Source organism: Thiomonas sp. X19, assembly GCF_900089495.1.
Classification (GTDB): Bacteria; Pseudomonadota; Gammaproteobacteria; order Burkholderiales; family Burkholderiaceae_C; genus Thiomonas_A.
This window is the reverse complement of sequence record NZ_LT605203.1, coordinates 4,482,032-4,508,595: the sequence shown is the minus strand read 5'-3', so window position 1 is coordinate 4,508,595 and position 26,564 is coordinate 4,482,032. Positions and strand designations below refer to the sequence as shown.

Annotated in this window: 21 protein-coding genes and 1 pseudogene; 13 read left to right on the top strand and 9 right to left on the bottom strand. The window is 65.9% G+C overall.

The window, feature by feature from the left end:
- Positions 1-10 precede the first annotated feature (10 nt).
- On the bottom strand, positions 11-2,200 hold the full coding sequence (gene recG, locus THIX_RS22095) for an ATP-dependent DNA helicase RecG (RefSeq protein ID WP_233224685.1): 2,190 nt from the start codon (positions 2,198-2,200) through the stop codon (positions 11-13).
- A 155-nt stretch (positions 2,201-2,355) separates the two neighbouring features.
- Here recG and THIX_RS22090 point away from each other — a divergent pair, with 155 nt between their 5' ends.
- From THIX_RS22090 to THIX_RS22075, 4 genes are all read left to right on the top strand, one after another.
- Positions 2,356-2,820, top strand: coding sequence for a hypothetical protein (locus THIX_RS22090; protein ID WP_112487919.1), 465 nt, complete (start codon positions 2,356-2,358; stop codon positions 2,818-2,820).
- Positions 2,821-2,942: 122 nt separating this feature from the next.
- Complete coding sequence (locus THIX_RS22085; protein ID WP_112487918.1) at positions 2,943-4,037, top strand: efflux RND transporter periplasmic adaptor subunit; 1,095 nt, start codon at positions 2,943-2,945, stop codon at positions 4,035-4,037.
- Complete coding sequence (locus tag THIX_RS22080) at positions 4,034-7,165, top strand: efflux RND transporter permease subunit (RefSeq protein ID WP_112487917.1); 3,132 nt, start codon at positions 4,034-4,036, stop codon at positions 7,163-7,165. The genes THIX_RS22085 and THIX_RS22080 overlap by 4 nt, the downstream gene beginning before the upstream one ends.
- Positions 7,165-8,571: a TolC family protein gene (locus tag THIX_RS22075; RefSeq protein WP_112487916.1), complete on the top strand. Its 1,407-nt coding sequence runs from the start codon at positions 7,165-7,167 to the stop codon at positions 8,569-8,571. The genes THIX_RS22080 and THIX_RS22075 overlap by 1 nt, the downstream gene beginning before the upstream one ends.
- A 35-nt stretch (positions 8,572-8,606) precedes the next feature.
- Here the strand turns inward: THIX_RS22075 and THIX_RS22070 are convergent, their stop codons facing one another.
- Positions 8,607-10,976 (bottom strand): heavy metal translocating P-type ATPase, encoded by a 2,370-nt coding sequence (locus THIX_RS22070; protein ID WP_233224684.1) that lies wholly within the window; start codon positions 10,974-10,976, stop codon positions 8,607-8,609.
- Positions 10,977-11,064: 88 nt separating this feature from the next.
- Between THIX_RS22070 and THIX_RS22065 the strand changes: the two genes are divergently transcribed.
- From THIX_RS22065 to THIX_RS24715, 3 genes are all read left to right on the top strand, one after another.
- Positions 11,065-11,517, top strand: a complete 453-nt coding sequence (locus tag THIX_RS22065; RefSeq protein ID WP_112487915.1) for a Cd(II)/Pb(II)-responsive transcriptional regulator — start codon at positions 11,065-11,067, stop codon at positions 11,515-11,517.
- A 517-nt stretch (positions 11,518-12,034) separates the two neighbouring features.
- On the top strand, positions 12,035-12,958 hold the full coding sequence (locus THIX_RS22060) for an ice-binding family protein (RefSeq protein WP_112487914.1): 924 nt from the start codon (positions 12,035-12,037) through the stop codon (positions 12,956-12,958).
- 54 nt (positions 12,959-13,012) lie between these two features.
- Complete coding sequence (locus THIX_RS24715; RefSeq protein ID WP_146748660.1) at positions 13,013-14,158, top strand: OmpA family protein; 1,146 nt, start codon at positions 13,013-13,015, stop codon at positions 14,156-14,158.
- Between the two features lie 191 nt (positions 14,159-14,349).
- On the opposite strand, the gene THIX_RS22050 is transcribed toward THIX_RS24715, so the two are convergent.
- Together THIX_RS22050 and THIX_RS22045 are read right to left on the bottom strand one after the other, a co-directional pair.
- Positions 14,350-15,804: an ATP-binding protein gene (locus tag THIX_RS22050; RefSeq protein WP_233224785.1), complete on the bottom strand. Its 1,455-nt coding sequence runs from the start codon at positions 15,802-15,804 to the stop codon at positions 14,350-14,352.
- The gene (locus THIX_RS22045) at positions 15,804-16,526 is read right to left on the bottom strand and encodes a response regulator (RefSeq protein WP_112487911.1); all 723 of its coding nucleotides are present in this window, start codon (positions 16,524-16,526) and stop codon (positions 15,804-15,806) included. The genes THIX_RS22050 and THIX_RS22045 overlap by 1 nt, the downstream gene beginning before the upstream one ends.
- Positions 16,527-16,747: 221 nt before the next feature.
- On the opposite strand from THIX_RS22045, the gene THIX_RS22040 reads away from it, so the two are divergent.
- On the top strand, positions 16,748-17,320 hold the full coding sequence (locus THIX_RS22040; protein ID WP_112487910.1) for a Spy/CpxP family protein refolding chaperone: 573 nt from the start codon (positions 16,748-16,750) through the stop codon (positions 17,318-17,320).
- A gap of 73 nt (positions 17,321-17,393) precedes the next feature.
- Here the strand turns inward: THIX_RS22040 and THIX_RS22035 are convergent, their stop codons facing one another.
- Positions 17,394-18,389, bottom strand: a complete 996-nt coding sequence (locus THIX_RS22035) for an MBL fold metallo-hydrolase (protein WP_112488555.1) — start codon at positions 18,387-18,389, stop codon at positions 17,394-17,396.
- A 139-nt stretch (positions 18,390-18,528) separates the two neighbouring features.
- Here THIX_RS22035 and THIX_RS22030 point away from each other — a divergent pair, with 139 nt between their 5' ends.
- Complete coding sequence (locus THIX_RS22030; RefSeq protein ID WP_112487909.1) at positions 18,529-19,947, top strand: coniferyl aldehyde dehydrogenase; 1,419 nt, start codon at positions 18,529-18,531, stop codon at positions 19,945-19,947.
- A 427-nt stretch (positions 19,948-20,374) separates the two neighbouring features.
- On the opposite strand, the gene phhA is transcribed toward THIX_RS22030, so the two are convergent.
- The 3 genes from phhA to hppD are packed head-to-tail and all read right to left on the bottom strand — an operon-like array spanning position 20,375 to position 23,314.
- Positions 20,375-21,337 carry a phenylalanine 4-monooxygenase gene (gene phhA, locus THIX_RS22025; protein ID WP_112487908.1) on the bottom strand — a complete coding sequence of 321 codons (963 nt, stop codon included), beginning with the start codon at positions 21,335-21,337 and terminating at the stop codon, positions 20,375-20,377.
- A gap of 14 nt (positions 21,338-21,351) precedes the next feature.
- Positions 21,352-22,158, bottom strand: a complete 807-nt coding sequence (locus THIX_RS22020; protein ID WP_112488554.1) for a transporter substrate-binding domain-containing protein — start codon at positions 22,156-22,158, stop codon at positions 21,352-21,354.
- A 52-nt stretch (positions 22,159-22,210) separates the two neighbouring features.
- Positions 22,211-23,314 carry a 4-hydroxyphenylpyruvate dioxygenase gene (gene hppD, locus THIX_RS22015; RefSeq protein WP_112487907.1) on the bottom strand — a complete coding sequence of 368 codons (1,104 nt, stop codon included), beginning with the start codon at positions 23,312-23,314 and terminating at the stop codon, positions 22,211-22,213.
- A gap of 136 nt (positions 23,315-23,450) precedes the next feature.
- On the opposite strand from hppD, the gene THIX_RS22010 reads away from it, so the two are divergent.
- Complete coding sequence (locus THIX_RS22010; RefSeq protein ID WP_112487906.1) at positions 23,451-23,939, top strand: Lrp/AsnC family transcriptional regulator; 489 nt, start codon at positions 23,451-23,453, stop codon at positions 23,937-23,939.
- Positions 23,940-23,964: 25 nt separating this feature from the next.
- Here the strand turns inward: THIX_RS22010 and THIX_RS22005 are convergent, their stop codons facing one another.
- Complete coding sequence (locus THIX_RS22005; protein ID WP_233224683.1) at positions 23,965-24,624, bottom strand: GNAT family N-acetyltransferase; 660 nt, start codon at positions 24,622-24,624, stop codon at positions 23,965-23,967.
- A 68-nt stretch (positions 24,625-24,692) separates the two neighbouring features.
- Here THIX_RS22005 and THIX_RS25040 point away from each other — a divergent pair.
- The 3 genes and pseudogenes from THIX_RS25040 (at position 24,693) to rpsI (ending at position 26,327) form a co-directional block, all read left to right on the top strand.
- A pseudogene (locus THIX_RS25040) lies at positions 24,693-25,206 on the top strand (aspartate 1-decarboxylase).
- 290 nt (positions 25,207-25,496) lie between these two features.
- On the top strand, positions 25,497-25,925 hold the full coding sequence (gene rplM / locus THIX_RS21995; protein ID WP_112487905.1) for a 50S ribosomal protein L13: 429 nt from the start codon (positions 25,497-25,499) through the stop codon (positions 25,923-25,925).
- 9 nt (positions 25,926-25,934) lie between these two features.
- Positions 25,935-26,327, top strand: coding sequence for a 30S ribosomal protein S9 (rpsI, locus tag THIX_RS21990; protein ID WP_112487904.1), 393 nt, complete (start codon positions 25,935-25,937; stop codon positions 26,325-26,327).
- The last annotated feature ends 237 nt before the right edge of the window (positions 26,328-26,564 follow it).

The following is a 26,564-nucleotide window of genomic DNA, read 5'->3' as shown; positions in this document are numbered from 1 at the left end:
AACCCAACCCTCACGCCGCCAGCCAGTCCAGCCGCCCGCCCAGCCAGCGCTGCAGGTGCTGCTGCGCCGCTGGCGGATCGTGGCGCAGCAGCCAGATGGCGGCGTCGCGCGCGGCCTCGAGCAGTTCGGTGTCGGTCTGCAGGTCGGCATGGCGCAGCGCCGGCAGGCCGCTCTGGCGCTGGCCGAGCAGTTCGCCCGGGCCGCGCAGTTCCAGGTCTTTCTGCGCCAGCACGAAACCGTCGCCGCTGTCGCGCAGCGCCTGCAGCCGGGCGCGCGCCAACTCCGACAAAGGCGCGCTGAACAGCAGCAGGCATTCCGAGGCCTCGGCGCCCCGCCCCACCCGGCCGCGCAACTGGTGCAGCTGCGACAGGCCGAAGCGCTCGGCATGTTCGATCACCATCAGCGTGGCGGCGGGCACGTCCACCCCCACCTCGATGACGGTGGTGGCCACCAGCAGGCGCAGGCGTGCGCTGGCGAAATCGGCCATCACCAGGGCTTTCTGCGCGGCCGGCATGCGGCCGTGCAGCAGGCCGACGCGGCTGTCCGCACCTTCGCCCGTGGCACCCACCCCAGCCAGCGCCGCCTGCAACTCGGCGTAAGTGGCTTCGGCGTTGCGCAGGTCGAGCACCTCGCTTTCCTCCACCAGCGGGCAGACCCAGTACACCTGCCGGCCGGCGGCCACCAGCTCGCGCACGCGGGCGATCACCGCGTCGCGCCGGGCGTCGCTGAACACGCGGGTCTGCACCGGGCTGCGGCCGGGCGGCAGATGGGCGATGGTGGAGACGTCGAGATCGCCGAACACCGCCATCGCCAGGGTGCGGGGAATGGGGGTGGCGCTCATCATCAGCAGATGCGGCTCGCGCACGGGCTGGCCGGTGTTGGCGGCGTCCGACACCTCCGTACCCTGCGCCCCCTTGGCGCGCAGGCTCAGGCGCTGGGCGACGCCGAAGCGGTGCTGCTCATCGACGATGGCCAGGCCGAGGCGGGCAAAACGCACCTTGTCCTGAATCACGGCATGCGTGCCCACCACCAGTTGCGCCGCCGCGCTGGCGGCAGCGGCCAGCGCGGCGGCGCGCTCGCGCCTGGTCTGCGCGCCGCTGAGCCAGGCCACATGCACGCCCAGCGGCGCCAGCCAGTCGGCCAGCTTGCGCAGATGCTGGCTGACGAGGATGTCGGTGGGCGCCATCAGCGCGCATTGAAAACCGGCATCGATGGCCTGCGTCGCCGCCAGCGCCGCCACCACCGTCTTGCCGCTGCCCACATCACCCTGCAGCAGGCGGTGCATGGGCTGTCCGCGCCCCAGGTCGGCGGCGATCTCAGCCACACAAGACTGCTGGTCCGGCGTGAGGGTGAAGGGCAGAACGTCCAGCAGCCGCCGGGTGAGGCTTTGCACGCCGGCCTGCGCCGCCATGGGCCAGGCACGCAGGGTGGCGCGCTTGGCCCGCGCCTGTTGCTGCGCGAGCTGCTGAGCCAGCAGTTCGTCGAATTTCACCCGCTGCCACGCCGGGTGGCTGCGGTCTTCCAGCGCCGCCAGCGACACCTCGGGGGTGGGCGCGTGCAGCATATCCAGGGTGCTGGCGATGTCGGGCAGATGCCGCTGCGCCAGCAAGGCCGCCGGCAGCCATTCGCGCACATCGAGCCGGGCGCGCGCGCTGGTGATGGCCTTGCGCAGCCACGCCTGGCTGATGCCGGCCGCCGCCGGGTAGACGGGCGTCAGGCGGTCGGGCATGGGCTCGTCGGGGCGGGCCACGTGGCAGGTGGGGTGCACCATCTCCATGCCGAACAGCCCGGCGCGCGGCTCGCCGCGAATGCGCAGCAGTTTGCCCGTCGCATATTGCCGCGGCCAGTTGGCGTAAAAGTGGAAAAAACGCAGCTCGAGTTGGCCGCTGGCGTCTTCCACCTGCACCCGCAACTGCTTGCGAGCGCCGCCCGCGACTTCAGCCAGCACCACCCGCGCCTGCACCACGGCAGCATGCCCTTCGCGCAGCGCGGCGATGGCGGTGATGCGGGTTTCGTCGATGTAGTGCAGCGGCAGGTGCAGGGCGTAGTCCCAGTCGCTGCGCAATCCGAGGCGCTCGCCGGGCGAGGTGGGTTTGGGTTCGAGTTTGGGCCGGGAGGCCGGCGATGCGCTTGGCGCAGCCTCGGCAGCCGCCGCCATTTTGGCGGCGGCTGCTGCTGGGCGGCGCGGGCGGGAAGGCATCGGCGCATTGTAGGAAGGGGCTGTTTTGGGGTTTGTCGGCCTTCGGCTGGGCTGGCCAACTGGCCACAGGCGCGCCGGGCGCCAGCGGCAAATCCCCGAACCTGCACAATTGCCATCTTTTTGTTAGATTTCGTTGCACTTCGCTCCAGCCCACCATGAACGCCCGCGCCATCATCCACAGCATCCGCCTGGTCACCGTGACCATGCTGGCCCTGCTGTTGACGCTGGCGCCGTTCGTGCATGGGCATCTGGGGCAACCCGTGCAGCATGGCTGGCACATCCATGTCGGGCCGCTTGAAGTCGGCGGCAGCGGCAATGCACCGCCGGCCGCTGCCGGCGCGCAGCGGGCCGGCAGCGGCCTGTTTGCGCACGAGCCGCCGGAGGTCGGAGTCTTTGTCGGCCCGAACACGATGCGCGTTTTGCGCATCGCCTCGGCGCACATACCGGCTCCCGCGCCTCAACCCTGGTTGCACGCCGGCCCGGCGCATGCCCTGGTTTTGGCCCGGCAAACGGCACCCGAGCTCGTCGTCCACATCGACCCGCGGCCCATGACGCCAGCCTCGCGCGGCGTTGCCGGCCTGCCGCCCCCGGGCCACGCGCCCCCTCTCCTTCTGGCCTGACGCCTACGCGCGGCTACCGCCGCGCAACGCATGACAACAGGCGTGAAACACAGGTGAAACCTGTGGACGCCAACGTTGCGCCATCCAGCCATTGAAGGAGCCCGGCACCGCCGGGATGACAAATGTCTCACATCGTCTTTTCGCGCACGCCGCTTGCGGGCTCCCTGTCCGCTGCCCTGTTGGGCCTTGCGCTCACTGCCTTGCCCGCCACGGCCACCGCAGCCTCTCCCGGCGTCATCGCCATCTCCGCCGACCAGCAAACCGCGCTGGGCGTGCGCCTGGCGCTGGTGCAGGCCGCCACCGCCGCACAGATCGATCTGCCCGCCCGCGTGACGGTGCCGCTGTCGCAGCAGGCCGTGGTGGCCGCGCCCGCCGCCGGGCTGGTCACCCGCCTGCTGGTGAACCCCGGCGACGCGGTGACAAGCGGCCAGCCGCTGGCCGAACTCAGCAGCCCGCAAATCGCCCAGTTGCAACGCGAGCGCAGCGACGCGCAAAGCCGCCGCGATCTGGCGCAGCGCCAGCTGCAGCGCGACACCGCGCTGGTGAACGAAGGCATCGTGCCCAGCGCCCGGCTGGACACTGCCCGCGCCCAGAACCGCGAGGCGCAGGCCATGCTGGCCGAGCGCGATCTGGCGCTCAAGCTGGCCGCGGGTGGCGCCGGGCTGAATGGCGTCGCCGTGCTGCGCGCGCCCATCACCGGGGTCATCACCGAAACCAGCGCACTGCCCGGGCAGCGGGTGGACATGGCCGCGCCGCTGTTCCGCATCGCTCAGCAAGGCCAGCTCTGGCTGGAGATCGACGCCAGCCCGCAGCAGGCCGCGGCGCTGCAGGTCGGCGCGGCGGTGACCGTGCCGGAGCTGCAGGCGCAAGGCGTGGTGCGGGCCAAATCCACCGCGTTGAATGCAGGGCAGAGCGTGCTGCTGCGGGTGCGCGTCACCCAGCCCGGCGGCTTGCAGGCCGGCGCCGTGGTGCTGGCGCGCCTGAGCCTGCCGGCGCGAGCCGGAGTGTGGCGCGTGCCCCCGGCAGCCGTGACGCAGATCAACGGACGTGACGCCGTGCTTGTCTCCGACAAGTCGGGCTTTCGCATCGTGCCCGTCACCGTTGCCGGACGCTTGAATGACGCGGTGATGGTCAGCGGCGCGCTCAAGGCGGGCGACAAGGTCGCGGCCACCGGCGTGGTGGCGATCAAGGCGGCTGCGGGCGAGGTGGCCTCATGAATCTCATGTCATTGACGCATGGCGCGCTGCGCCAGCGCCTGCTGACCATCGGCGCCACGCTGGCGCTGGTGGTGGGCGGCATCTTTGCCTGGCGCGCGCTGCCCATCGACGCCTTTCCCGATGTCTCGTCGCCGCAGGTGAAGATCATCATGAAGGCGCCGGGCATGACGCCGGAAGAGGTGGAGACGCGCATCGTCCTGCCCATCGAGCAGGAGGTGCTGGGCATCGCCAACAAGCGCATCGTGCGCTCGGTGTCGAAGTACGGCATTGCCGACATCACCGTGGACTTCGCCGAAGGCACCGATGTGTACTGGGCGCGGCAGCAGGTGGCCGAGGCGCTGGCCAATGTGCGTGGCGACCTGCCGCCCTTGGCGATGGGCGGGCTCGCACCGATCACCACGCCCTTGTCGGACCTGTTCATGTTCACCATCGCAGGCGATGCGACGCTGGAGCAAAAGCGCAGCGCGCTGCAATGGCTCATCCGCCCTGCGCTGCGCACCGTGCCCGGCGTGGCCGATGTCAACATGCTCGGCGGCGACGTGCGCGCCTTCGCCGTGCAGCCCGACCCGGCCAGACTCTCGGCCTGGGGACTGTCGCTCAACCAGTTGCGCACTGCGCTGCAGACCAACAACAGCAATGACGGCGCGGGCCGCCTGGACGAGGGTGAAGAAACGCGCATCGTGCGGGTGCAAGGCGCCTTCGCCAATGCCGACGACATTCGCAACAGCGTCGTCGCCAACGTGCGCGGCACGCCCGTGCGGGTGAGCGACGTGGCGCAGGTGAGCGTGGACAGCAGCACGCGCTACGGCATCGTCACTGCCGATGGCAAGGGCGAAGCGGTGGAAGGCATCGTGCTCGGCCTGCGCGGCGCGAATGCGCAGCAGGTGATTCACGGCGTGAAATCGCGCCTCGCCGAACTCGAACCGCGCTTGCCGCAAGGCATGAAAATCCAGGTGTTCTATGACCGCAGCCAGTTGGTCGAGCGCGCCGTGGGCACGGTACTCGAAGCGTTGGGCGAGGCCGTGGTGCTGGTGGTGGTGATGCTGCTGCTGTTCCTCGGCAACTGGCGCGCGGCGCTGGTGGTGGCCATCACGCTGCCGCTGTCGGCGCTGGCCACGTTCATCCTCATGCGCTGGGCGGGTTTGAGCGCCAACCTGATGAGCCTGGGCGGGCTGGCGATTGCGCTGGGCATGCTGGTCGACGCCGCCGTGGTGGTGGTGGAAAACCTGGTCAACCACATGAGCCACGACCCGGAAAAAGCGCCTGACCGCAACCCCGGCGCCGCGACCACCGACCGCCTGGGACGCATCATGCGCGGGGTGTCGGAAGTGTCCGGCCCGGTGCTGGCGGGCGTGGCCATCATCGCCATCGTGTTCCTGCCCCTGCTCACCCTTGAAGGGCTGGAGGGCAAGCTGTTCCGCCCGGTGGCGCTGACCATCGTGTTCGCGCTGGGCGCGTCGCTGCTCATTGCGCTCACCATCGTGCCGGTGATGGCGTCGCTCTTATTGAAAACCATGCCGCACAGCGACCCCTGGCTGGTGCGCAAACTCTCCGCGGGCTATGAGCGCGTGCTGAACTGGAGCTTCGCCCACAGCCGCATCGTGGTGGTGGTGTCGCTGCTCTCGCTGGTCGCCGCGGGCTGGGCCTATACCCGCGTCGGCAAGACCTTCATGCCCACGCTCGATGAAGGTGACGTGATCGTGCAGTTGCAAAAGCTGCCCTCGGTCAGCCTGGGCGCAACCGCCGCGCTCGACCTGCGGGTACAGCAGGCGCTGCTGAAAGAGATACCCGAGATCAAGTCCATCGTCGCCCGCAGCGGCTCGGACGACCTCGGCCTCGACCCGATGGGGCTGAACGAGACCGACACCTTCCTCGTGCTCAAACCGGCGTCGCAGTGGCGCGGCAGCAAGAACGACGTGATCGCGGCCATGCGCAAGATCCTGGAGCGCTTTCCCGGCGTGAACTTCGGCTTCACCCAGCCGATTGAAATGCGCGTGTCGGAAATGCTCACCGGAAGCCGTGGCGATCTGGTGGTGAAAATCTTCGGCCCCGACATCGCCCATCTCGGCGACTTGTCGCAACAAGTCGCGCAGGTGCTCAAGAACGTGCCCGGCGCGCAGGAAGTGCTCGCGGCGCGGCCCGAAGGCGTGCAATACCTCACGGTGCAGGTCGATCGCCTCGCCGCGGGCCGCGCCGGCTTCGACGTCATCACCCTGCAGCAAGACCTGCGCGCACTGGTGGAGGGCCAACCGCAGGGCATCGTGCTCGAAGGCGTGCGCCGCACGCCCTTGCTGCTGCGCGGCGGCGCCGATTTGCGCAGCAATCCGCAGGCCTTCTCGCACGTCATGATCACCGCGCCGAGCGGCACCGCCTATCCGCTGTCGCAACTGGCCCGGCTGATGCCCACGCAAGGCCCGGTGCTGGTGGCGCATGAGGACGGCAGCCGCTTCGCCGCGGTGCAGGCCAATGTCAGCGGGCGCGACCTGGTGAGCTATGTCGCCGACGCCAAGCAGGCCGTCGCCACCAAGGTGAAGCTGCCCGAAGGCGTGCGCCTGCAATGGGGCGGCCAGTTCGAGAACCAGCAACGCGCCGCCGCCCGCCTGGGGCTGGTGGTGCCGGTGGCGCTGGCGCTCATCTTCGTGCTGCTGATGACCACCTTCGGCTCGGTGCGGCAATCGGTGCTGGTGTTCGCCAACATCCCGTTCGCGCTGGTGGGCGGGGTGATCGCGCTGTGGGCCAGCGGGCAATACATGTCGGTGCCCGCCTCGGTCGGCTTCATCGCCCTGCTGGGCATTGCGGTGCTCAACGGCGTGGTGCTGGTCAGCCATTTCAACGAGTTGCTGCAGCGCGGCCTGCCACTGCCGCAGGCGGTGCGCGAAGGCTCCATGCGCCGCCTGCGGCCGGTGATGATGACCGCCACCATCACCGCGCTCAGCCTCATCCCACTGCTGTCGGCCACCGGGCCGGGCTCGGAAATCCAGAAACCGCTGGCCATCGTCGTGGTCGGCGGGCTGCTGAGCTCCACCGCCCTGACCCTGGTGCTGCTGCCCCTGCTGTTCGCCCGCTTCGGCCTGCCGCGCAAGGAGCGCGAAGCCGAAGTCGCGGCCAACCCGACGGAGAACGTCTGATGCACTTCACCTCGCAACCCTTCGCCCTGCGCGCCCTGGTGGCCGCGCTGGCGCTGCTGTTCACCACGTCGGCACCGGCGCTGGCCGGTACGCTCCAGTCTGCTTCGCCCGTCAAGCCGTCGGCGCAAACGCTTCCTGCCACGATGTCGCAGGACATGCTGCCGCAGTTGAGCGCCCTGCCGCGCCCCACGCTGCCGCAATTCGCCCAGCTCGACCGGCTGCTGGCCGACACGCCCCTGCTGCACGAGGCGCAGGCCATGCAGCAGGCCGCCTTGCAAAACGGCCAGGTGCTGCGCTCCGGCACACAGGAGTTCACCGGCCAGGCGCAGGTGCAGCAGCGCCGCGTCGACGCCCCGCCGGACAACGGCAACTACGCCGAATGGCAGTTGCTGCTCAACCGTCAGATCCGCCTGCCCTCGCAGGCGCAGGCCGACATCCGCCTGGCGGACGCCTTGACCACATCGGCCAACGCCGGGTTGGTCGGCGCGCGGCAACAGCTGTTGACCGATGTGCTCGCCGCCTGGTTCGCCGCGCAGCGCGCCCAGGCCGAGGCGGCACTGGCGCAGCAGAACCTCAGCTTGATGCAGGGGCAGGTGCAGGCCTTGCAGCGCCGCAAGGCGCTGGGCGACGCCAGCGTGCTCGAACTGGAGCAGATGCAGGCCGAGGAAGCGCGCGCGCAGTCGGCGCTGTTGCTGGCGCAAGGGCTGGCGTCGAGCAGCCGCGCCGCGCTGGAGGCGCGCTATCCCGCGCTCGCGGGCGACACCACCCTGAGCGGGCAGGCGGGGAGCACGGCGCAGCTCGCCCTGCCCGATCAGCCGGCCGACGCCCTGCGCGCCCTCGTCGAACAAAACAGCGTCACCCTCGCGCGCAACCGCGCCGCGCTGCAACAGGCGCAGGCAAAGGCTGGGCAGGCCACCGCCGCGCGCACCCCGCAGCCAACGGTGGGAGCCTACGTTGGCTCCGATCGCGGCGGTCGCGAACGCATCATCGGCCTGCAGTTCTCCATGCCCTTCGGCGGCCCGGCGCGGGTTTCGACCGAGCGCGCCGCACTGGCTGAAGTCGATGCCGCGCAATGGCGCTTGCGCGACACCCAGGCCGTGACGCTGGCCGAATTCCAGCGGCTCTTGGCGACCGCGCAATCGCAGGCTGCGGGCGTGAAGGCGATGGATCGGGCCGCGCAGGTGCAGACTCAGGCCAGTGCCCGCATGCTGCGCGCCTACCAGTTGGGCGAAGCGGGCATCTCCGACTGGCTGCTGGCCCGCCGCAGCGCGCTCGACGCGGTGCGGCAGGCGCTGCAATCACGCTTCGACGCCGCCCAGTCGGCGGCGCTGCTCAAGCTGCAGGCCGGGCTGCTGTTCGATGCGTCATCCAGCGCAGCAGTGATGCCTGCGGCAAACCCCGACTGAGCCCGATTGACGTGTTCTCCATGCGGATCAGCCGGTCAAGACCGCTGCGCCACCGTGAGGCCAGGTGGACATATTCGCGGCGTCTGGCGCAGCGAGGTCTCGCGCAGCAATCGCATGCCGTTGAACACCACCAGCAGGCTGGCCCCGGTGTCGGCGAACACAGCCATCCACAAGGTCGCCACGCCGCTCAGGGCCAAGGCAAAGAACACCGCCTTGATGCCCAGCGCCAGGGCGATGTTCTGCTTGAGAATCGCGGCGGTACGCCGGCTCAAGCGGATGAAGTCGGCGATCTTGCGCGGGTCGTCGTCCATGATGGCGACATCGGCGGTTTCCAGCGCGGTGGCGGTGCCGGCCGCCCCCATGGCGAAGCCGATGTTCGCGCGTGCCAGCGCCGGCGCATCGTTCACGCCGTCGCCGACCATGCCGACGGAACCGTAGCGCGCATGCAGTTCGGCAACGGCGGCCTGCTTGTCCTGCGGCAGCAGATTGCCGCGCGCATCCTTGATGCCGAGCTGGGCGGCAATCGCCTGTGCCGTGGCCGGGTTGTCGCCAGTCAGCATGACCGGTTCGACACCCAGCGCCTTGAGGGCCGCAACGGCCTGCGCGCTCTCCGGCCTGAGGGTGTCGGCGACGCCAAACACGGCCACCGGACCGGCCGCGTCGCACAGCACGATGGCGGTTTTGCCGGCATTTTCCAGGATGGCAAGCCGCGCCTCCAGCGCTGCCGAACACACCCCGATGTCTTCGGCCAGGCGGTGATTGCCCAGATGCCAGAGCTGGCCGGCGACGCTGCCCTTGACGCCGCGCCCTTGCAGCACGCCGAAATCATCGACGGGCATGACTGTGGCACCCGGCTGCTGCTCGCGCCAGCCGGCAACCAGCGCCTGGGCGACCGGATGGGTGCTGCGATCGTCGAGGCTGGCGGCGATTTGCAAGGCCTGCGCGATGGGCATGGCGCCAAGCGGGATGGCGTCGCTCAGCGCGGGCTTGCCGCGGGTCAGCGTGCCGGTCTTGTCGAGCGCCACGGCTTTGAGCAGCCGACCGCCTTCCAGATAAACCCCGCCCTTGATGAGGATGCCCCGCCGGGCCGCCGCCGTGAGGCCGCTGACCACCGTGACCGGGGTGGAGACCACCAAGGCGCAAGGGCAGGCGATGACCAGCATCACCAGGGCCTCGTACAGCCAGGAATTCCAGTCGCCACCGCTCAGCAGCGGGCCGAGAATGGCCACGGCGATGGCGAAGACCACCACCGCGGGGGTGTAGCAGCGCGCGAATTGATCGACGAAACGCTGGGTCGGCGCGCGCTGTGACTGCGCGCTCTGGATGGCCAGGGCGATGCGGGCCAAGGTGCTGTCACCGGCCGAGGCCGTGACGCTGGCTTCCACCACGCCATCGGCAACGATGCTGCCGGCATACAGCAGGTCGCCCGCTTGCTTGTCCACGGGCAGGCTTTCGCCGGTGATCGGCGCCTGGTTCAGCGCCGCGCGGCCGGACGCGACGCGTGCGTCCAGCGGCACCCGCGCGCCGGTGCGCACCCGGATGCGGCTGCCGACGTCCACCTCGGCCACCGGCTTGGTCTGCCAGGCCTCGCCAGCCTTGACCTCGGCGGTTTCCGGCGCCATGGCCGTGAGCGCCCTGATCGCGTTGCGGGCGCGCTCCAGCGACAGCGCCTCGATCGCCTCGGCCGCGGCGAACAGGAACACCACCATCGCCGCTTCCGGCCACTTGCCGAACGCCACGGCCCCGGCCACGGCGATGGACATCAGGAAGTCGATGTTGAGGGTCAGGTTCCTGAGCGCGATCCAGCCCTTTTTGAGGGTGGGCAGACCGGCGCTGAGGACGGACAAGGCGGCAAGCGCCATCACCATCCACGAGGCCTCTTGTCCGCTCGACCAGGCGATGACCTCGGCCGCGACGGCGGCGGCCCCAGCCACGGCGAGCAGACCTTTTTGCCGTGGACTGAGGGCGGGGGGAAGCACGGACGCCGGCGCATTGGCTTCAAGCAGGCTTGGCGCCATGTCCAGCTTGTTCAGCGCTGCGGCAATCTCCTGCGGCTGGTCCAAACGGTGATACACCGTGAGTTCCCGTTGCAGGAGGTCGAAGTCGAGCTGCACGACACCGGGCAAGGCCTCCAGCCTGTTGCGGATCAGGCGCTCCTCGGTGGGGCAGTCCATCTTGTCGATGCGGTAGCGAACCCGGCTCGTCCCTTCGGGTGGCGGATTGGTTTTGCACGCCCCCGCGGGGCAGTCGGCCTGCGTCGCCGGGGCGCAGCAGGGATCGGCCGCGGCATGGGCATGGGCTTCAGGGCCGTGGTGGTGACCATGATCGTGGCCACAGGCGTGGCCATGTTCGGGTGTTTGAACAGGCAGGCGTAACGCTGTGCTGGTGGGGTCGTGCGGGCTCATGGCGGCGGATCTCGGTGAACAGTGCGATCATTGAACAGCCTGTACCTGCTACAGGGTCAAGTGCCTTTACACGACAGGGGAATGCATCATGCGAATCGGCGAGTTGGCGCAGCGCGGCCACTGCGACGTGGAGACGGTGCGTTTTTACGAGCGCGAAGGCTTGCTGGACGCGCCCGCCCGCGAGGGCAACGGCTATCGCAACTACAACAGCGACCACCTGGTGCAGCTCAACTTCATTCGCCACTGTCGCTCGCTGGGCATGGGCCTGCCGGATGTGCGCGTGTTGCGCAGCTTTCAGGAGCATCCTGAATCGGCTTGCGACGCCATCAACCATCTGATTGACGAGCAGATCGCCCGCATTCACCATCAGGCCGAGTCGCTGCGCCAACTGGAGCGGCTGTTGCACGCACTGCGCGAGACCTGCCAGGCCAACCAGACGGCGAGCGCATGCGGCATCCTGCAGAACCTGCAGCACGCTGCGGCTGGCGAGCCCTGCGAATGCCAGGCGGAACCCGTTTCAGAGACTGTCCAACAGGCGTAATCCACAACGCCATGGACCTCGCCTCGACCCAACCGATTGTGGCGACATGAGCTTTTCATCGGCTCCACCCAGTGGTGCCAAGGCCGCCAAAGACCAGGTTCAGGTTTGCGGCCGCCAAAATCCCCCGCCGATGCCACGGCGGCGAGCTGCCTGACCAGCCCGCGCGGATTTTTCGCAGCGGGCCGCTGTGGGACAAATCCGACTGTCCACTGACAGCCAGGAATCACTTGCATTGCGACTTGCTCGCCCATATTGCGTGTAGCAACGCATCTCGGCGTCACAAAACTCACGCAAATCAAGCTCGACCCAGTTCATCATGCCGTCATTCAACACGATTGCCTATTGTTTCAAAAATGCCGCAGACAAAGCGCTCAACGCGGCTTGGATGATTGTGAGCTGACGATATCCGCTATGTGTTCTACCGAACAGACGGATTATTTTTTTCCAAATAGAATTAAAATGTGACCGAAAATAATGAATATTTTCTTATTTCAATAAACACATTGGGTGGACAGCGATGATTAAGACTCATTTTAATTTCAATTTCGCCGGATGGCTTTTCGTTGTGATATTCGCAACGCTGCTCTCCGGTTGTGGCGGAGGCGGGGGGAAAGATCCCATTTTAGGTGCATCTGTTCAACCTGCCGCGAGTGGCGGCGCTGGTGCTCCAGGGGCAACCACACCAACGAACACGACCACCCCGACAAATACGACCCCTCCAACCACTTCAGCAAGCATACTTGGAACCGCTGCAGCTTTCGGTGCATTTGGCGGTGGGGCTGGAGTCACGAATCAGGGAATTAATACCATCGTTGCTGGCGATCTTGGCACAACGGCCGCATGCACCCTGATCACTGGTTTCCACGATAGCACGGGTACCGTCTATACCGAAACACCCCTGAATATAGGACAGGTCACGGGAACCATTGATTGCGGTCCCCCGGCGCCAGGAACAACGCAAACCCTTGCGATCGCGACCCAAGCACAATCGGATGCACGCACTGCCTATAATTATCTGCAATCCTTGGCGCCAGGCCCTAGCCCTGGAGCTGGTGAACTTGGTAATTTGACTTTAGCGCCCGGTGATTACACCGCTGCTGGTGGAACATTCTCGATTACTGCAGGCAATTTGACGCTTGACGGCCAAGGCAATAATAATGCCACATGGGTTTTCCAGATGGCCAGCAGTTTGACGGTTGGATCCCCGACATTTGCCCCCAAGATCCTGTTGATCAACAATGCACAGGCGAAAAATGTTTTTTGGGCCGTCGGCAGCGCGGCCACGATTGCGACCGGAAGTGCCATGGCCGGGACCATCATTTCAAACTCGGGCATCACATTTTCGACAGCCGGTACGACGATCCAGACAAGTTTGATCGGCAGGGCCTTGAGTTTGGTTGCATCCGTGACCATGGTTAACACCACCATCACGCTTCCTTGATGAGCAGAAATAAAGCTCCGCATCAATCATTCTTGGGGAATTAAAATGAGACTTATGAGAGTCACGGCATTGACTGGTTTGTTATGCCTCGAAGGCCTTGCATTTCAAGTGGCTCACGCGGATGGGCTTCCCAATCTGTATGGAATCGGAGGCATTGGCCACTCCAGGGCATCGATCGATGACCCGCGCATCATTTCAGGCCTTAAAGCGTCAGGCTTCGGGGTTAATGGAATCAACAATAGCCAAGGGGATACGGCATACAATTTATTCCTGGGCTATCGCTTTAACCACTATTTCGCACTAGAAGGCGGTTATTTTAATCTTGGTGAATTTGGCTACAACGCCAACACAAATCCTGCGGGAACACTATCTGGAAATGCCAAGTTTTCAGGGCTGGCTCTTGATGCCGTCGGGCTTTGGCCAATCACTCCGCGCATGACTCTTCTCGGCTTCATTGGCGGCCAGTACACGAGAACGCAAGACAGCTTTTCGAGCACAGGCAGCGTTCACACCATACCGACTGCCAATAACAATGGCGGAGGCTACAATTTCGGCTTGGGCGCTCAATATAAAATCAATGATTGGGTTTCTTTGCGCGCAGACGCAAAGCGTTACCGCGTGAATGATGCAGTCGGAAACCATGGTGATGTTGATGTTTATTCAGTCAGCTTGGTTTTTCCTTTCGGCCGGGAGTCACAACCAGCGCCGCCTGAACCAAAACCAGTTGTCATGACGCCAGAGCCAGTTGCCAGCACACCGGCGCCGACACCGATCATGGCAGCCCCAGTCGTGATGGCGCCTGCGCCGAAACCGACTCGCGTTACGTTTCTGGCTGATTCATTTTTCGGTTTCGATCAATCCAAGCTTATGCCCGAAGGCAAAGAGCAACTTGATCAATTCGCACAAAAACTGAAAGGAGCGCAATATTCAGATATTTCCGTAACCGGCTATTCTGACAGGATTGGTGCACACCATTATAATATGCTGTTGTCAAAGCGTCGTGCCGAAGCCGTCAAGAAATATCTCGTGGATGTTGACGGCATAGACGCAGCGAAAATAACTGCAATGGGCAAGGATGGAGAAGATCCAGTAACAAAACCCGATCAGTGCGTGGGCAATAAAATTACCAGGCAATTAATCGCCTGCCTACAACCAGATCGTCGCGTCGTCGTTGAGGTTACGGGATTGCAAAATCCGTAAGCCACCTCGGACCTTTTAACGCGATTGTTTCGCCTGCGAGCCCAATGGCTTCAAGGCGCGTCTGGTTTTGAGCCTTGGTGCCCACCAGGGCTCTTTTCCGTGGCGCAGACTCGAGCCTGATGATCAGGCTCACGCTCAGCCGGGCGCCGGGAACTCGATCAACCGGCCTGCGGACAGGGCGCCATCGCGGTTCATGGAAGGCCGGGTTTGCGCGGCAGATGCAACGTGGCCTCCAGGCCGCCATCCGGGTGGTTGCGCAAGGTCACATTGCCACCGGCTGCGCGCGCGATGTTGCGGGCGATGCCGAGCCCCAGGCCGGTGCCGCCGGTCTCGCGGCTGCGTGATGCTTCGAGCCGGTAGAACGGCTCGAACACCTTGCCGAGTTCGTCTGGCGCGATGCCCGGCCCCTGGTCCCGGATGCGAAGAGTGAGGGCCGCGGGGCTGTCCTCGACGGTGATGCGCGCCTGCCTGCCGTAGAGGATGGCGTTGTCGATCAGGTTGGAGAGGCAGCGTTTGAGCCGCTCGGGATCGCCGACGTAGGGGGCCAGTGCCTGGCCTTCGATGGCCACCTCGCGGTGCATGTCCTGGTTGTCCGCCTGCAGGCTTTCGAGCAGCGCCGTGATGTCGATCGGCCGCGCCACTTGCGGCTGCTCAAACCCGCGCATGAAATCCAGCGTGTGCGTCACCATCAATTCCATCTCGCGCAAATCCTTGTCGAAGCGCTGGCGCAAGTCGGCGTCTTCCAGCAGTTCGGTGCGCAGGCGCATGCGGGTGATGGGCGTTTTCAGATCGTGCGACATGGCGGCGAAAATGCGGGTGCGGTCCTGAATGAAACGCACCAGGCTGGACTGCATGATGTTGAACGCATGCGCGGCGCGCCTCACCTCGGTCGGCCCGGTCTCGGGCAGCGGCGGCCGGTTGATGTCCTTGCCCAGGGCATCGGCGGCGGATGCCAGGACCGCCAGCGGCCGGGTCATCCAGCGCACCGCCGCATACGACAGGACGAGCACCGTCAGCAGCAGCACCAGCAGGGTCAGCAGCAGCCGCCACGGCGTGCTGGCCGGGCCTTGCGGCAGCTGGGTGTCGAAAGCGACCCAACTGCCGTCGCGCAGTTGCACCTGGGTCAGGAACATCAAGCCCGATGACATGAAGGGTCTCATGGCCTGCATATCCGGCATGCCCGGCATGGCTGCCGACATCGCCGCTGCCATGCCCGCATGTTCGCCCATCATGCCCCGGCGGCCGGACTCGAGCCCGGATGGCCTGGCACCCGGCGCGACCTGCCGGACGAAAACCCGCAGCGGCCGCGCATCGCCCAGCGCGGCATGCAGCGCGGCCGAGAACATGGCGGCATGCGAGTTGTCCAGCGCCGCGGCACGCGGCACCCGCGGCGTTGCCTCCAGCTTCACCACCTGCGGCGGCACGCTGAGGATGGTGATGATGCGCTGCCGCTCGGCCGGGCCGAGGGAATCGAGCAGCTTGACGATGTCGGCGATGCGCTGCGCCGACTGCATGCCGCTGCTGCGCAACAGCAGGCGATCGCGCTCGGCGAAATTGATCGAGGCGCTCAGGATCTGGGCAAGCACCAGACCGCTGAACAGGATCAGCATCATCCGCCCGAACAGCGACGCCGGCAGCAGGCGCATCAAGCCATTCCCTCGACCGGGGCCGACAAGACGTAGCCGGCGCCGCGCACGGTCTTGATCAGGGCGGGGTCGCGCGGGTCGTCGCCCAGGCGCTGGCGCAAGCGGCTGACCTGCACGTCGATGCTGCGATCGAGCGGGTCGGCCTCACGGCCCTGCGTCAGATCGACCAACTGGTCACGGTTGAGCACCCGGTTCGGGTGGCTCAGAAAAACCCGCAGCAGCCGGTACTCGGCGCCGCTCAGCGCGACCACCACGCCGGTGGGCGAAATCAGGTGGCGATGCGCGGTGTCGAGGGTCCAGTCGGCGAAGCGCACCTGGCGCACCTCTTCCGGCTGAAGATTGCTCGGCAGGCTGCGGGCGCGGCGCAGGATGACCTTGATGCGCGCCAGCAACTCGCGCGCGCTGAAGGGCTTGGGCAGATAGTCGTCGGCGCCCATTTCCAGGCCGACGATGCGATCGGTTTCCTCGCCGCGCGCCGTCAGCATCAGGATGGGAATGTCCGACTTGGCGCGCAGCTTGCGGCACAGGGTCAGGCCGTCGTCGCCGGGCAGCATCAGGTCGAGCACGATCAGGTCGACGCCGGAGGCCAGCAGCGCGCGCTCCATGGCCTTCCCATCGCCAACAGCCGTCACGCGCAAGCCGTTCTTCTGCAGATAAGCACTCAGCAGGCGGCGAATCTCGGCGTCGTCGTCGACGATCAGGATGTGGTCGGAGGTTTCCATGCGCCGATTTTGGCCGGCGGGCCCGGTGCTCAGGAAAAAACAATGTAACGCAGCATGTCAACGCCAGGGTTGCGCGCAGTGCGATACAAAAAAGTGCTTTGTTGACATGGCGCGCTTACATGCCGAGGCTGAAATGGGAACCGTTGCGAAGGACTTCCTTCCATCTGGCCCGGCGGGATCGTCCCGCGGACCATTCGCTCAATTCAGACAGGAGCAGCACCATGAAACGCAGTCAGAAAGTCATTGTCGGCATCACCGCCGTCTTGTCCGCCGCCGCCATCGGTACGGCCTTTGCGCAATCCGGCGGCATGGGCGCATATCGCATGTCGGGCGTCGCCGCCGGCATGGAGCAGGGGTCCATGATGGGTGGAGGCATGATGGGCGGGGGCATGATGAGCGAGGGCATCATGGGTCAGCGCGGCATGGCCGAAGGCATGAGGCATTGGGGTGATACCGCGGCGATGGTGGACGGCCATCTGGCCGACACCAAGGCCGCGCTGAACATCACCGCCGCGCAGGAACCCGCCTGGCAAGCCTTCGCCACCCAGGCCAAGCAGCAAGCCGAGGCCATGCAAACCATGCGCGGCAAGCTGCGGGAGGCGAACGCAACCGCCCCCGATCGCATGCAGGCGCGCACGCAGTTGTTGCAGCAACGCCTGACCGGCATGGAGGCCATGACCAAGGCCTTGAAGCATCTCTACGCCGTGCTGAGCCCCGAGCAAAGGAGCATCGCCAACCAGCGCCTGGGCATGATGGGCGGACAGCAGATGGGATTTGCCGGCCATGCCGAGTGAGCCGGGTTCAAGGCACCAGCGGCACCCGCTGGATCAGCGACACCAGCGCATCAGCATCCGATGCGCTGGTGATTCAGGCCGGATCGGCGTTGCACACCAGGTGATCGCGGCGGCTTGCGGCACTGGCCAGAAACAACGCGCCCAGGGTTTCGGAAAACAGTGCGTCCAGGGTCAGGTTCGGCCAGAAGTGGCGTGCCGCGCGCGCCACAAGCTCGGCATCGCAAAACCAGGCGCGCAAGTCATCGCGGGCCACGCCTTCGGGCTGTTGCAGCAACTGGAACTTGAGCAGCACGCGCAGGCCGTGGCGGGCATGGCGCTCGGGGCTGGCCTCGAAGACGCCGAGGCGCGAGCGCGCACGCGCCAATGCTGCGGCCACGTCGGTGAAAACGGCGCCATGGCCGGGGATGACTGCGGCGGGAGCGAGGGCCGCGATGGCGTCCAGCGTGCTGCGCGTTGCCGCGAAGCCGCTCTCGCCCACCATCTCGGGAAAGACCACGCCGAAGCCATGCTCCCAGAGCGCGTCACCGCTGATGAGCAGGCGCGCATCCGGCTGGAACAGCATCAGCGCATGCGGATCGTGCCCGGGCGCGGCGTGCACCTGCCAAGACATGCCGCCCAACTGCAGCACGTCGCCCACCGCCATGCCGGCTGCCGCGCTGAATCCGGCGGCCTGCTGGCCGGTGGAGCGAAAGGAGAGCGCGTCTTCGTCCCAGTTGTTCACCGCCTGTAGTTCGCCGGCCGGCACGGTGACGGCGCAGTGCGCGGCGCCGCCGAACGCCGCCTGCAACGCGGCATTGCCGCCGCAGTGGTCGGAATGCAGATGGGTGTTGACGATGCGCGCGAGCTGCCGCCCACCCAGCGCATGCCGCACCAATGCCACGGTCTGCGCCGCGTGCAGCATATAGCCGGTGTCCACCACGCTGGCGCTGTGGTCGTCGTCAAGGAACACGATGTTGTTGGCCGACAGCCAGCCGCGTTCGAGCAGCCGCATGCAGTGCGGCAGGGGAGGCGTGGCCCCGGGTGGGGAAGACGTCGGCAGAGAAAGCGTGTGCAGGGGTTGGCTCGGCATGGTGGAGGCAATGTCAATGCTGCTGGTTGCGGCTGGCACTCGTGCTGCGGCCCGGTGCTGCAAACTTGCCGCAAACACGGGGTGGCGGCTGGTTTCGGGCGGATTTAGCATAAGGCCGATCGCAACCGGAGGAAGCGGCATGGACAGACCCCCTTTGTTCTCCTCGGACTTGCGCGCCGCCTACGAGCACTTGCACGCGGCCAGCCGCGCAGACCCCTATCCCGACTGGTCGGCGCGGCGCGACCGCCTCAAGCGGCTGGCCGCCCTGATCCAGGACCACGAAGCCTTGCTGTGCGACGCCATCTCCGACGACTTCGGCCACCGCGCCATCGCCGAGACGCAGGTGCTGGACATCATGCCTTCGCTCGAAGCCATCCGCCATGCGCTGCGCCACGGTGCGGGCTGGATGCGCCCACGCCGCGCGTCCACCTCCATCTGGTTCTGGCCGGCTCGCGCGCAGGTGCTGCCGCAACCGCTCGGCCTGGTGGGCATCATCGTGCCGTGGAACTACCCGCTCTACCTGGCCGTGGGTCCGCTGGCCTCGGCCTTCGCCGCCGGCAACCGGGCCATGGTCAAGCTCTCCGAATTCAGCCCGGCCTTCGGCGTCCAGTTCTCGCGCCTGGTGCGCGCGGCGTTCGACCCCGCCGAGCTGGCCATCTTCACCGGCGGTGCCGACGAGGCCGCGGCCTTCAGCGCCCTGCCCTTCGACCACCTGCTGTTCACCGGTTCCACCGCTGTCGGCCGTCGCGTCATGGCCGCAGCCAGCGCCAATCTGGTGCCGGTGACGCTGGAGCTGGGCGGCAAGTCGCCCGCGGTGCTGGCGCCCGGATGCGACCTCGCCCTGGCCGCCGAGCGCATCGTCTACGGTAAACTGGTGAACGCAGGGCAAACCTGCGTTGCGCCCGACTATGTGCTGGTGCCGCGCGCCGAGCTGGACGCCTTCGTCGCCGCCTGCGAAAGGGCGGCACGCCGCCTCTACCCCGCAGGCCTCGACAGCCCGGACTACTGCAGCATCGTCGACCTGCGCCACTACAGCCGGCTCACCAGCCTGCTGGTGCAAGCGCGCGCCGCCGGGGTCAAGCCGCATGCGCTGTTCGACGGCGCGCAGCGCATGGACTTGCGGCATCGCCTCGCGCCCACGCTGTTCATCGACCCGCCGCTCGACATCGCGCTGATGCAGGAGGAGATCTTCGGCCCCTGGCTGCCGGTGTTGCCCTACGACACGGTGGAACAGGCCATCGCCCATGTCAACGCCGGCCCACGCCCGCTGGCGCTCTACTGGTTCGACCGCGACAAGCGCCGCATCGCCCGCGCCCTGCGCACCACCCATGCCGGCGGCGTGACGGTGAACGATGTGCTCATGCACGTGGCGCAGGACGATCTACCCTTCGGCGGCGTCGGCCATTCCGGCATGGGCCATTACCACGGCCGCTGGGGCTTCGACACCCTCAGCAAACTCAAGCCAGTGCTGCGCCAGCCGCGCCTGGCCGGCACCGCGCTGATCCGCCCGCCGTATGGCAAAACCTTCACGCGCCTGATGGCGCTGATGAAGCGCTGATCCGTGGCCGATGAAATGGCCGATGCAGCACGCTTGAATTCCGGCGCAGACTCAACACAACCCCGCATGAACCTCCATCCATGACCGCCCGCTGGCTGCGTGATCTCCTGCTTGCGCAGCTCGCCGCGCTGCTGGTTCTGGTGGGGTGTTGGCTTGGTTCGGACACCCCGGGCTTGCGCTGCTGCTGGTCCCGCTCGGCCTGCCCGCCGCCGCCGGCTACCTGCCGCACACCGCGGCCTGCAATGTCCTGCCGCAGGCCGGTATGCCCGCCACGAGGCGCCAGCTTGCCCCGCCACGGCCCTCTGGCGTGTCTGGCTGGTGGAGACGGGCTTGCAAATGCGCGCCTTCATCTGGCTGCAGCCCTGGCGTGAACAGGCTTGGCCCGACTGGCTGGGAGCGGCCCTTCGTTTCCTTGAGAGCGCCCCCATCAGTCCGCAAGCGGACTCCCCCCGAGGGGGTCAAGAAAACTCGGGAGCGGCCCTTCGCTTCCTTGAGAGGCGCCAGCATCCGGCGCGATGTCGTGCTCGCCCGGCAGCACCGTGCCGGGGGCAATGTCGGGCTGGGACGCGGCCCGCAAGTACAGCGGCGTGAAATCCGGCGCGGTGGCGTCGAACAACTGCGCGAAGCTGTCGATGACGAAATACGTGGCCTGGTAGTCGTCGATGCGATAGCGGCTGCGCAACAGCCGCGGCACATCGAACGGCAGGCGCCGTGGCTTCGGGCTGTGCAGGCTGTACTCCACCTCGCCGCCCGACGACAAAATGCCCGCGCCGTAAATGCGCAGACCCTGCGCCGAGCGCATCAGGCCGAACTCCACCGTGTACCAATACAGCCGCGCGAGGTATTGCAAGGCGTGCAAGCCCTCGGCCTTGAGACCGCCGGCGCCGAAGGCCTGCATGTAGTCGGCGAAGGCCGGCTCGAACAGCAGCGGCACATGGCCGAACAGGTCGTGAAACAAGTCGGGCTCGACGATGTAGTCGAACTCCTCGGGCTTGCGCAGCCACACCGTCACCGGGAAACGCCGGCTGCTGAGCAGACGGAAAAACGCATGCTCGGGAATCAGCCCGGGAACCGCCACGATCTCCCAGCCCGTGGCTGCGCGCAGTCGCAGGGTGATGTCGGCAAACCGCGGAATGCCGTCGGCCGCGGCCAGATGCCCGAGGGCGTGCAAAAACTCCTCGCAAGCTCGTCCAGGCACCAGCGCCATCTGCCGCGCGTAAAGCCGCGCGAACAGCGCATGCTCGGCCGGCGTGTAGCGCTCCCAGTGCTGATCGCAGGTGTAGTCCGCATGGGCCTGGGCATAGTCGCCCCGCGGCGTGATGCTGGCCTCGCCATAGATCACGGGCGTGGCTGCGGCTGCGACTTGGTCACGCGCTGACGAGGTTTTCATGCTGATTCACACCTTCAGCCGAGCCATTTGTCGACCACGGTTTTGAATTCGCCGGAGCGAATTTCGAGGTTCAACCATTGGTCGACGAAGTCCTGAAAGGGAAGATCGTTGCCTGCAATCAGGTAGGCCTTCTCGCCATAGGTGAGCGGATGGTTGGGGTTGACAGGGCACAACTGCGGATGCAGTTTGTGTTGCAACAGGGTCTCGGTTCCATCCGTCACCATCACATCGGCCTTGCCATCGACGAGTTGCTGAAAGATGGTGGTGTTGTCCGGATAGACGATGACCTCGGCGTGCTGCAAATGGTCTTTGGCGAACTGAAAGTTGGTTCCACCCGGATTCACGATCACGCGCACATCGGGTTGGTCGATCTGCTGCAGGGTCTGGTACTTGTCCGCGTCGGCGCAGCGCGCAATCGGCGTCTTGCCGTCCACCATGTAGTGCGTGCTGAAGGCCGCCACTTTCTGCCGCGCCAGGGTGACCGAGATGCCACCCATCGCGATGTCGCATTTGCCGGCGGTGAAATCCTGCATCAGTGTTGGCCAGGTGGTCTTGACGAAATCAACCTTGACCCCCAAAGCCTTGGCCAGCAGATGCGCCTGATCGATGTCGATGCCGACGTAGCTTCCATCCGGCTGCAGGTCGGTAAAAGGGCGATAGTCGCCGGTGGTGCACACGCGCAGCACCCCGCTTTTCTCGACGCGGCTCAGAGTGGAACTGGTGGAGCTGGGTTCGGCAGCGGCGGCTGTCAACGCGGTGAACGCGAGTCCAGCAGCCAAGGCGGCCGCCACCCTGGCGGCAAGGCGCCGCCAGGTTTCGATCTTCGCCATGCATGTCTCCTTGTTGTTTGCCGTTGATGTTTTGGCGAATTGATTATGCGGCACTTGGCAGCACGCCACGCCGCATCTGGTCGAGTTCGATGCTCTCGAACAGGGCCTTGAAGTTGCCTTCGCCGAAGCCCTGATCGCCCTTGCGCTGGATGATCTCGAAAAAGATCGGGCCGATCACGGTCTGGGTGAAGATTTGCAGCAGCAGGCGCTTGTCGGGCTGCGTGGTGCCGTCGAGCAGGATGCGGTCGGCGCGCAGGCGGTCGACGCGCTCGCCGTGGCCGGGCAGGCGCTTGTCGAGCAGTTCGTAATAGGTGTCGGGGGTGTCGAGGAACTGCACGCCGGCGGCACGCAGGCCTTCCACCGTGGCGTAGATGTCGTCGCTGGCCAGGGCGATGTGCTGGATGCCCTCGCCGTGATAGAGGTCCAGATACTCCTGGATCTGGCCGGCCTTCTCCTGGCCTTCCTCGTTGATGGGGATGCGGATCTTGCCGCAGGGGCTGGTCATGGCCTTGCTTTTCACGCCGGTGACCCGGCCCTCGATGTCGAAGTAGCGAATCTCGCGGAAGTTGAACAGGCGCGTGTAGAAGTCGGCCCATTCGCCCATGCGGCCGCGGTGCACGTTGTGGGTCAGGTGATCGATCTCGATCAGCCCCGCGCCAGCGTGTTCGGCCGAGGCGCCATCCAGTGGCACGAAGTCCACGTCGTAGATGGAAATATCGCCAATGCCGCCCTGGCGTCCGTCCTTGCCGCGCCAGCGGTCGACGAAGTAAATGACGCTGTCGCCGATGCCTTTGATGGCCGGGATGTTCAACTCCATCGGCCCGCTGTGGGCGTCGAAGCCCCAGGCGCCAAGGTCCAGTGCGCGCTTGTAGGCGGCGGCTGCGTCGTCCACGCGAAAGGCGATGGCGCAGATGCTCGGCCCGTGCAAGCGGGCGAAGCGCTGGGCGAAGGAATCAGGCTCGGCGTTGACGATGAAGTTGATGCCGCCCTGGCGCCACAACGTGACGTTTTTGTGCCGGTGGCGGGCGATGGCCTTGAAGCCGAGTTGGGCGAACAGCGCGCCTAGCTTTTCGGGCTCGGGCGCGGTGTATTCGACGAACTCGAAGCCGTCGGTACCCATCGGGTTGCTTGCAGTCGCAGCGGTCATGCGAATCTCCGTGAATCCGTTTGTTTTGTGCTATGCACTGTAAGCTGGCCCAGGCGCATTTTTCTGGCGTTCTTTGGCTTATTCTGGCGAATATGCGCGAATAATCTGCGCGTTAACCACAAAGCACACATGCATCATGCAAGCCACCAGCCTGGATACCCTCGACCGTATCGATCGCAACCTGCTCAATCTGCTGCAGCGGGACGCGCGTTTGACGCAGGAGCAGTTGGCCGAACAGGTCGGGCTGTCTGCGTCGGCGGTGCAGCGCCGCGTCAGGCGCATGGAGCAAACGGGCATCATCCAGGGCTACCACGCCGCGGTGGATGCGCGCAGGCTGGGCCTGGATCTGAGCGCCATGCTCAGCGTGCGCCTGGAAAAGCACCGCGCCGAAAGCCAGCGCGCGCCGCTGGAAAGCTTCCGTGCCGCGGTGGAAACCTGGCCCGAGGTGGTGGAATGCCTGGCGCTGACCGGGGAGATGGACTACCTGCTGCGGGTGCATGTGCAGGACATGGAGCATTACGCCCATTTCGTGCTGCAGACCCTGCTCAAGCACGAGAGCGTGGAAGACGTGAAGTCCAGCTTCGTGCTGGCCCAGATCAAGCCCTATGCAGGCATTGCCCTTTAGAACAACCCTGAAAGAGGCTCTGGCTTCAAGCCGGCTGCGGGCGATGCAGGCCGAGCTTGATGGCGAAGTCGATCTGGCCCGTGGCGTTTTCCACCCATTCGTCCAGATGACTGAACACGCTGTGGTGCGGCACCTTGAGGCAGGCCTCGGTTTCGCTGCCGGCCACATGCACCTCCATGCCGGCGCGGCGGGCGATGCGCATCATCGCCGCGTTCTGCGTCAGGCATTGCATGGTGAGGGTTTCGATGCCGCGGTTGCGTGCGAACATCGCCGCGCGTTGAAACAAGCGCGTGCCGATGCCCTTGCCACGTCCGCTTTGCAGCACCGACACGCCGATCTCGGCCTGGGAGGGCCGCGCCGGGTCGCAGGAAATGGCAATGTGCGCCACCGCGATCAGTTCCAGCTTGCGGCTGGAGACGCCGAAGATTTCATCGCGAACGAAATCGATGCGGTCGATGTAGGCGCAAATTTGCGTGTCGCTCGCGGCGTAGCCGAAGCGCAGATAGCGATCGTCCTCTCCCAGCGCCAGGAAATGCGCCCGCAGTTCAGCCAAGTGCTCCATGCCAATTGCACGGATGGGAACCGTCGCTTGGCCTTGCTGGTTGAAATACGGCAGAACCTGCACATCGGCATCAGGCGGCAAGTCGGGTTGCGCCAAAGGGACCTGCTCATGGATGGGCATCATGCGTTCGCTTCGGTGATGCGAAGCCTCGATATGTTGCAATGCACCAAATATAGGCTTGTTACGGCGGAATGCAAGTCCGAGGGCTATGCACGAGCGGGCGTCCTCGGATGGTCGCCGTTCCGCCAATCGACGCTTCTCAGGGGCTTGCCGCTGCTCCGCCCCGTCTGCTTCGGCCATTTCCCCTCTGCCATGCTCCTTTCCACCGCACCGACCGCAGTTCCCGCCCGGGTGATGTTGCGCGCCAAAAAATTCACCGCGCCACACTCACCGGGGCCGATCTGCGCGACAAGGGCTCTTGCGGCATCGACCAGGCGCTGCTGGACGCCTGCGACATCATCCCCGGCGAGCAGATCGAGATTTACAACGTGACCAACGGCGCACGCCTGAGCGCCTACGCCATCGCCGAGGCCGCCGGCAGCGGGCGCATCATTGAGTGGCTCGGCGGCGCGCCACGCCGCCATTGGCGACCTGCTCATCATCATTTGCACCTACGGCCCGCTGGACGACGCCACGGCGCGTATCTTCCGCCCGCGCATCGCCCTGCTGGATGCGCGCAACGGCATTGCCTCCATGAAGACCTGAATACCGCTGCGGCAGCGACCAGCCGCCGGCGCAGGCAACGCCAGCGTCAGTTCCCCCCTGGGCAGCGGTTTCCAGCTTAGAATACGCAGTTCCGGTTTTTTCGGCCGCCGGAGCCATGGCCCCAGGGCCATGCCGCACGACCCGCAGAATTCACGCAGAATCCGCCCTCTCCGGAATCCGCCAGTGCAGCATGGATCAGTTCCCAAGAAACCCGAAGACCCTGTGAGAGAGCCTGCCGCAGCATCCGAGCAGGACAAAAGCGCCACAACCCAGTGAATGAACCCACATCCATGAAAACCTTCAGCGCCAAACCGGCCGAAGTGACGCATGAGTGGTTTGTGATTGACGCGACGGACAAAGTCCTCGGCCGTGTCGCCAGCGAAGTGGCACGTCGTCTTCGCGGCAAGCACAAACCCATTTATACGCCTCACGTCGACACCGGCGACTTCATCATCGTCGTCAACACCGCCAAGTTGCGCGTCACCGGCAACAAAGCGGAAGACAAGATTTATTACCGCCACACCGGTTACCCCGGCGGCATCTACGCCACTCGCTTCAAGGACATGCAGGCCAAGCACCCCGGCCGCGCCCTGCAGTTGGCGGTCAAGGGCATGCTGCCCAAGGGCCCGCTGGGCTATGCCATGATCAAGAAACTCAAGGTCTATGCCGAGGCGGAACATCCGCACACCGCGCAGCAGCCCAAGAGCCTGGACCTTTAAGGAGCGGCCATGATTGGAGATTGGAATTACGGCACCGGCCGCCGCAAGAGTTCTGTGGCCCGCGTGTTCATGAAAAAAGGCAACGGCAACATCACCGTGAACGGCCTGGCGCTGCAAGAGTATTTCGGTCGCCAGACCTCCATCATGGTGGTCAAGCAGCCGCTGGTGCTGACGCAAAACGAAGCGCTGTTCGACATCAAGGTGAATGTGCGCGGTGGCGGCGAGTCCGGCCAGGCCGGCGCGGTGCGCCACGGCATCACCCGCGCGCTGATCGACTACGACGCGGCGCTCAAGTCGGCCCTGTCGAACGCCGGTTTCGTCACCCGCGACGCCCGCGAGGTGGAGCGCAAGAAAGTTGGCCTGCACGGCGCGCGTCGTCGCAAGCAGTTCTCCAAGCGCTAAGCAGCAAGCCCGGAACGATCGAGGCGCCAAGTTTCATCGCCTCGATCCAGAAAAGCCCGTCCATGAGACGGGCTTTTTCATGCTTGCCATGTTTTCGTTCCGGCCGCGAGCGAACCCAAGAACTTGAATCGTCCGGCGCCGAGTGAATTCCACAAACCTGGCAGCACACAGATTTGAGCCCGGTGCGGCGTCCGCCGCCGCCCATTACCATGACAGCCCTCGACATGTGGAGGTGAT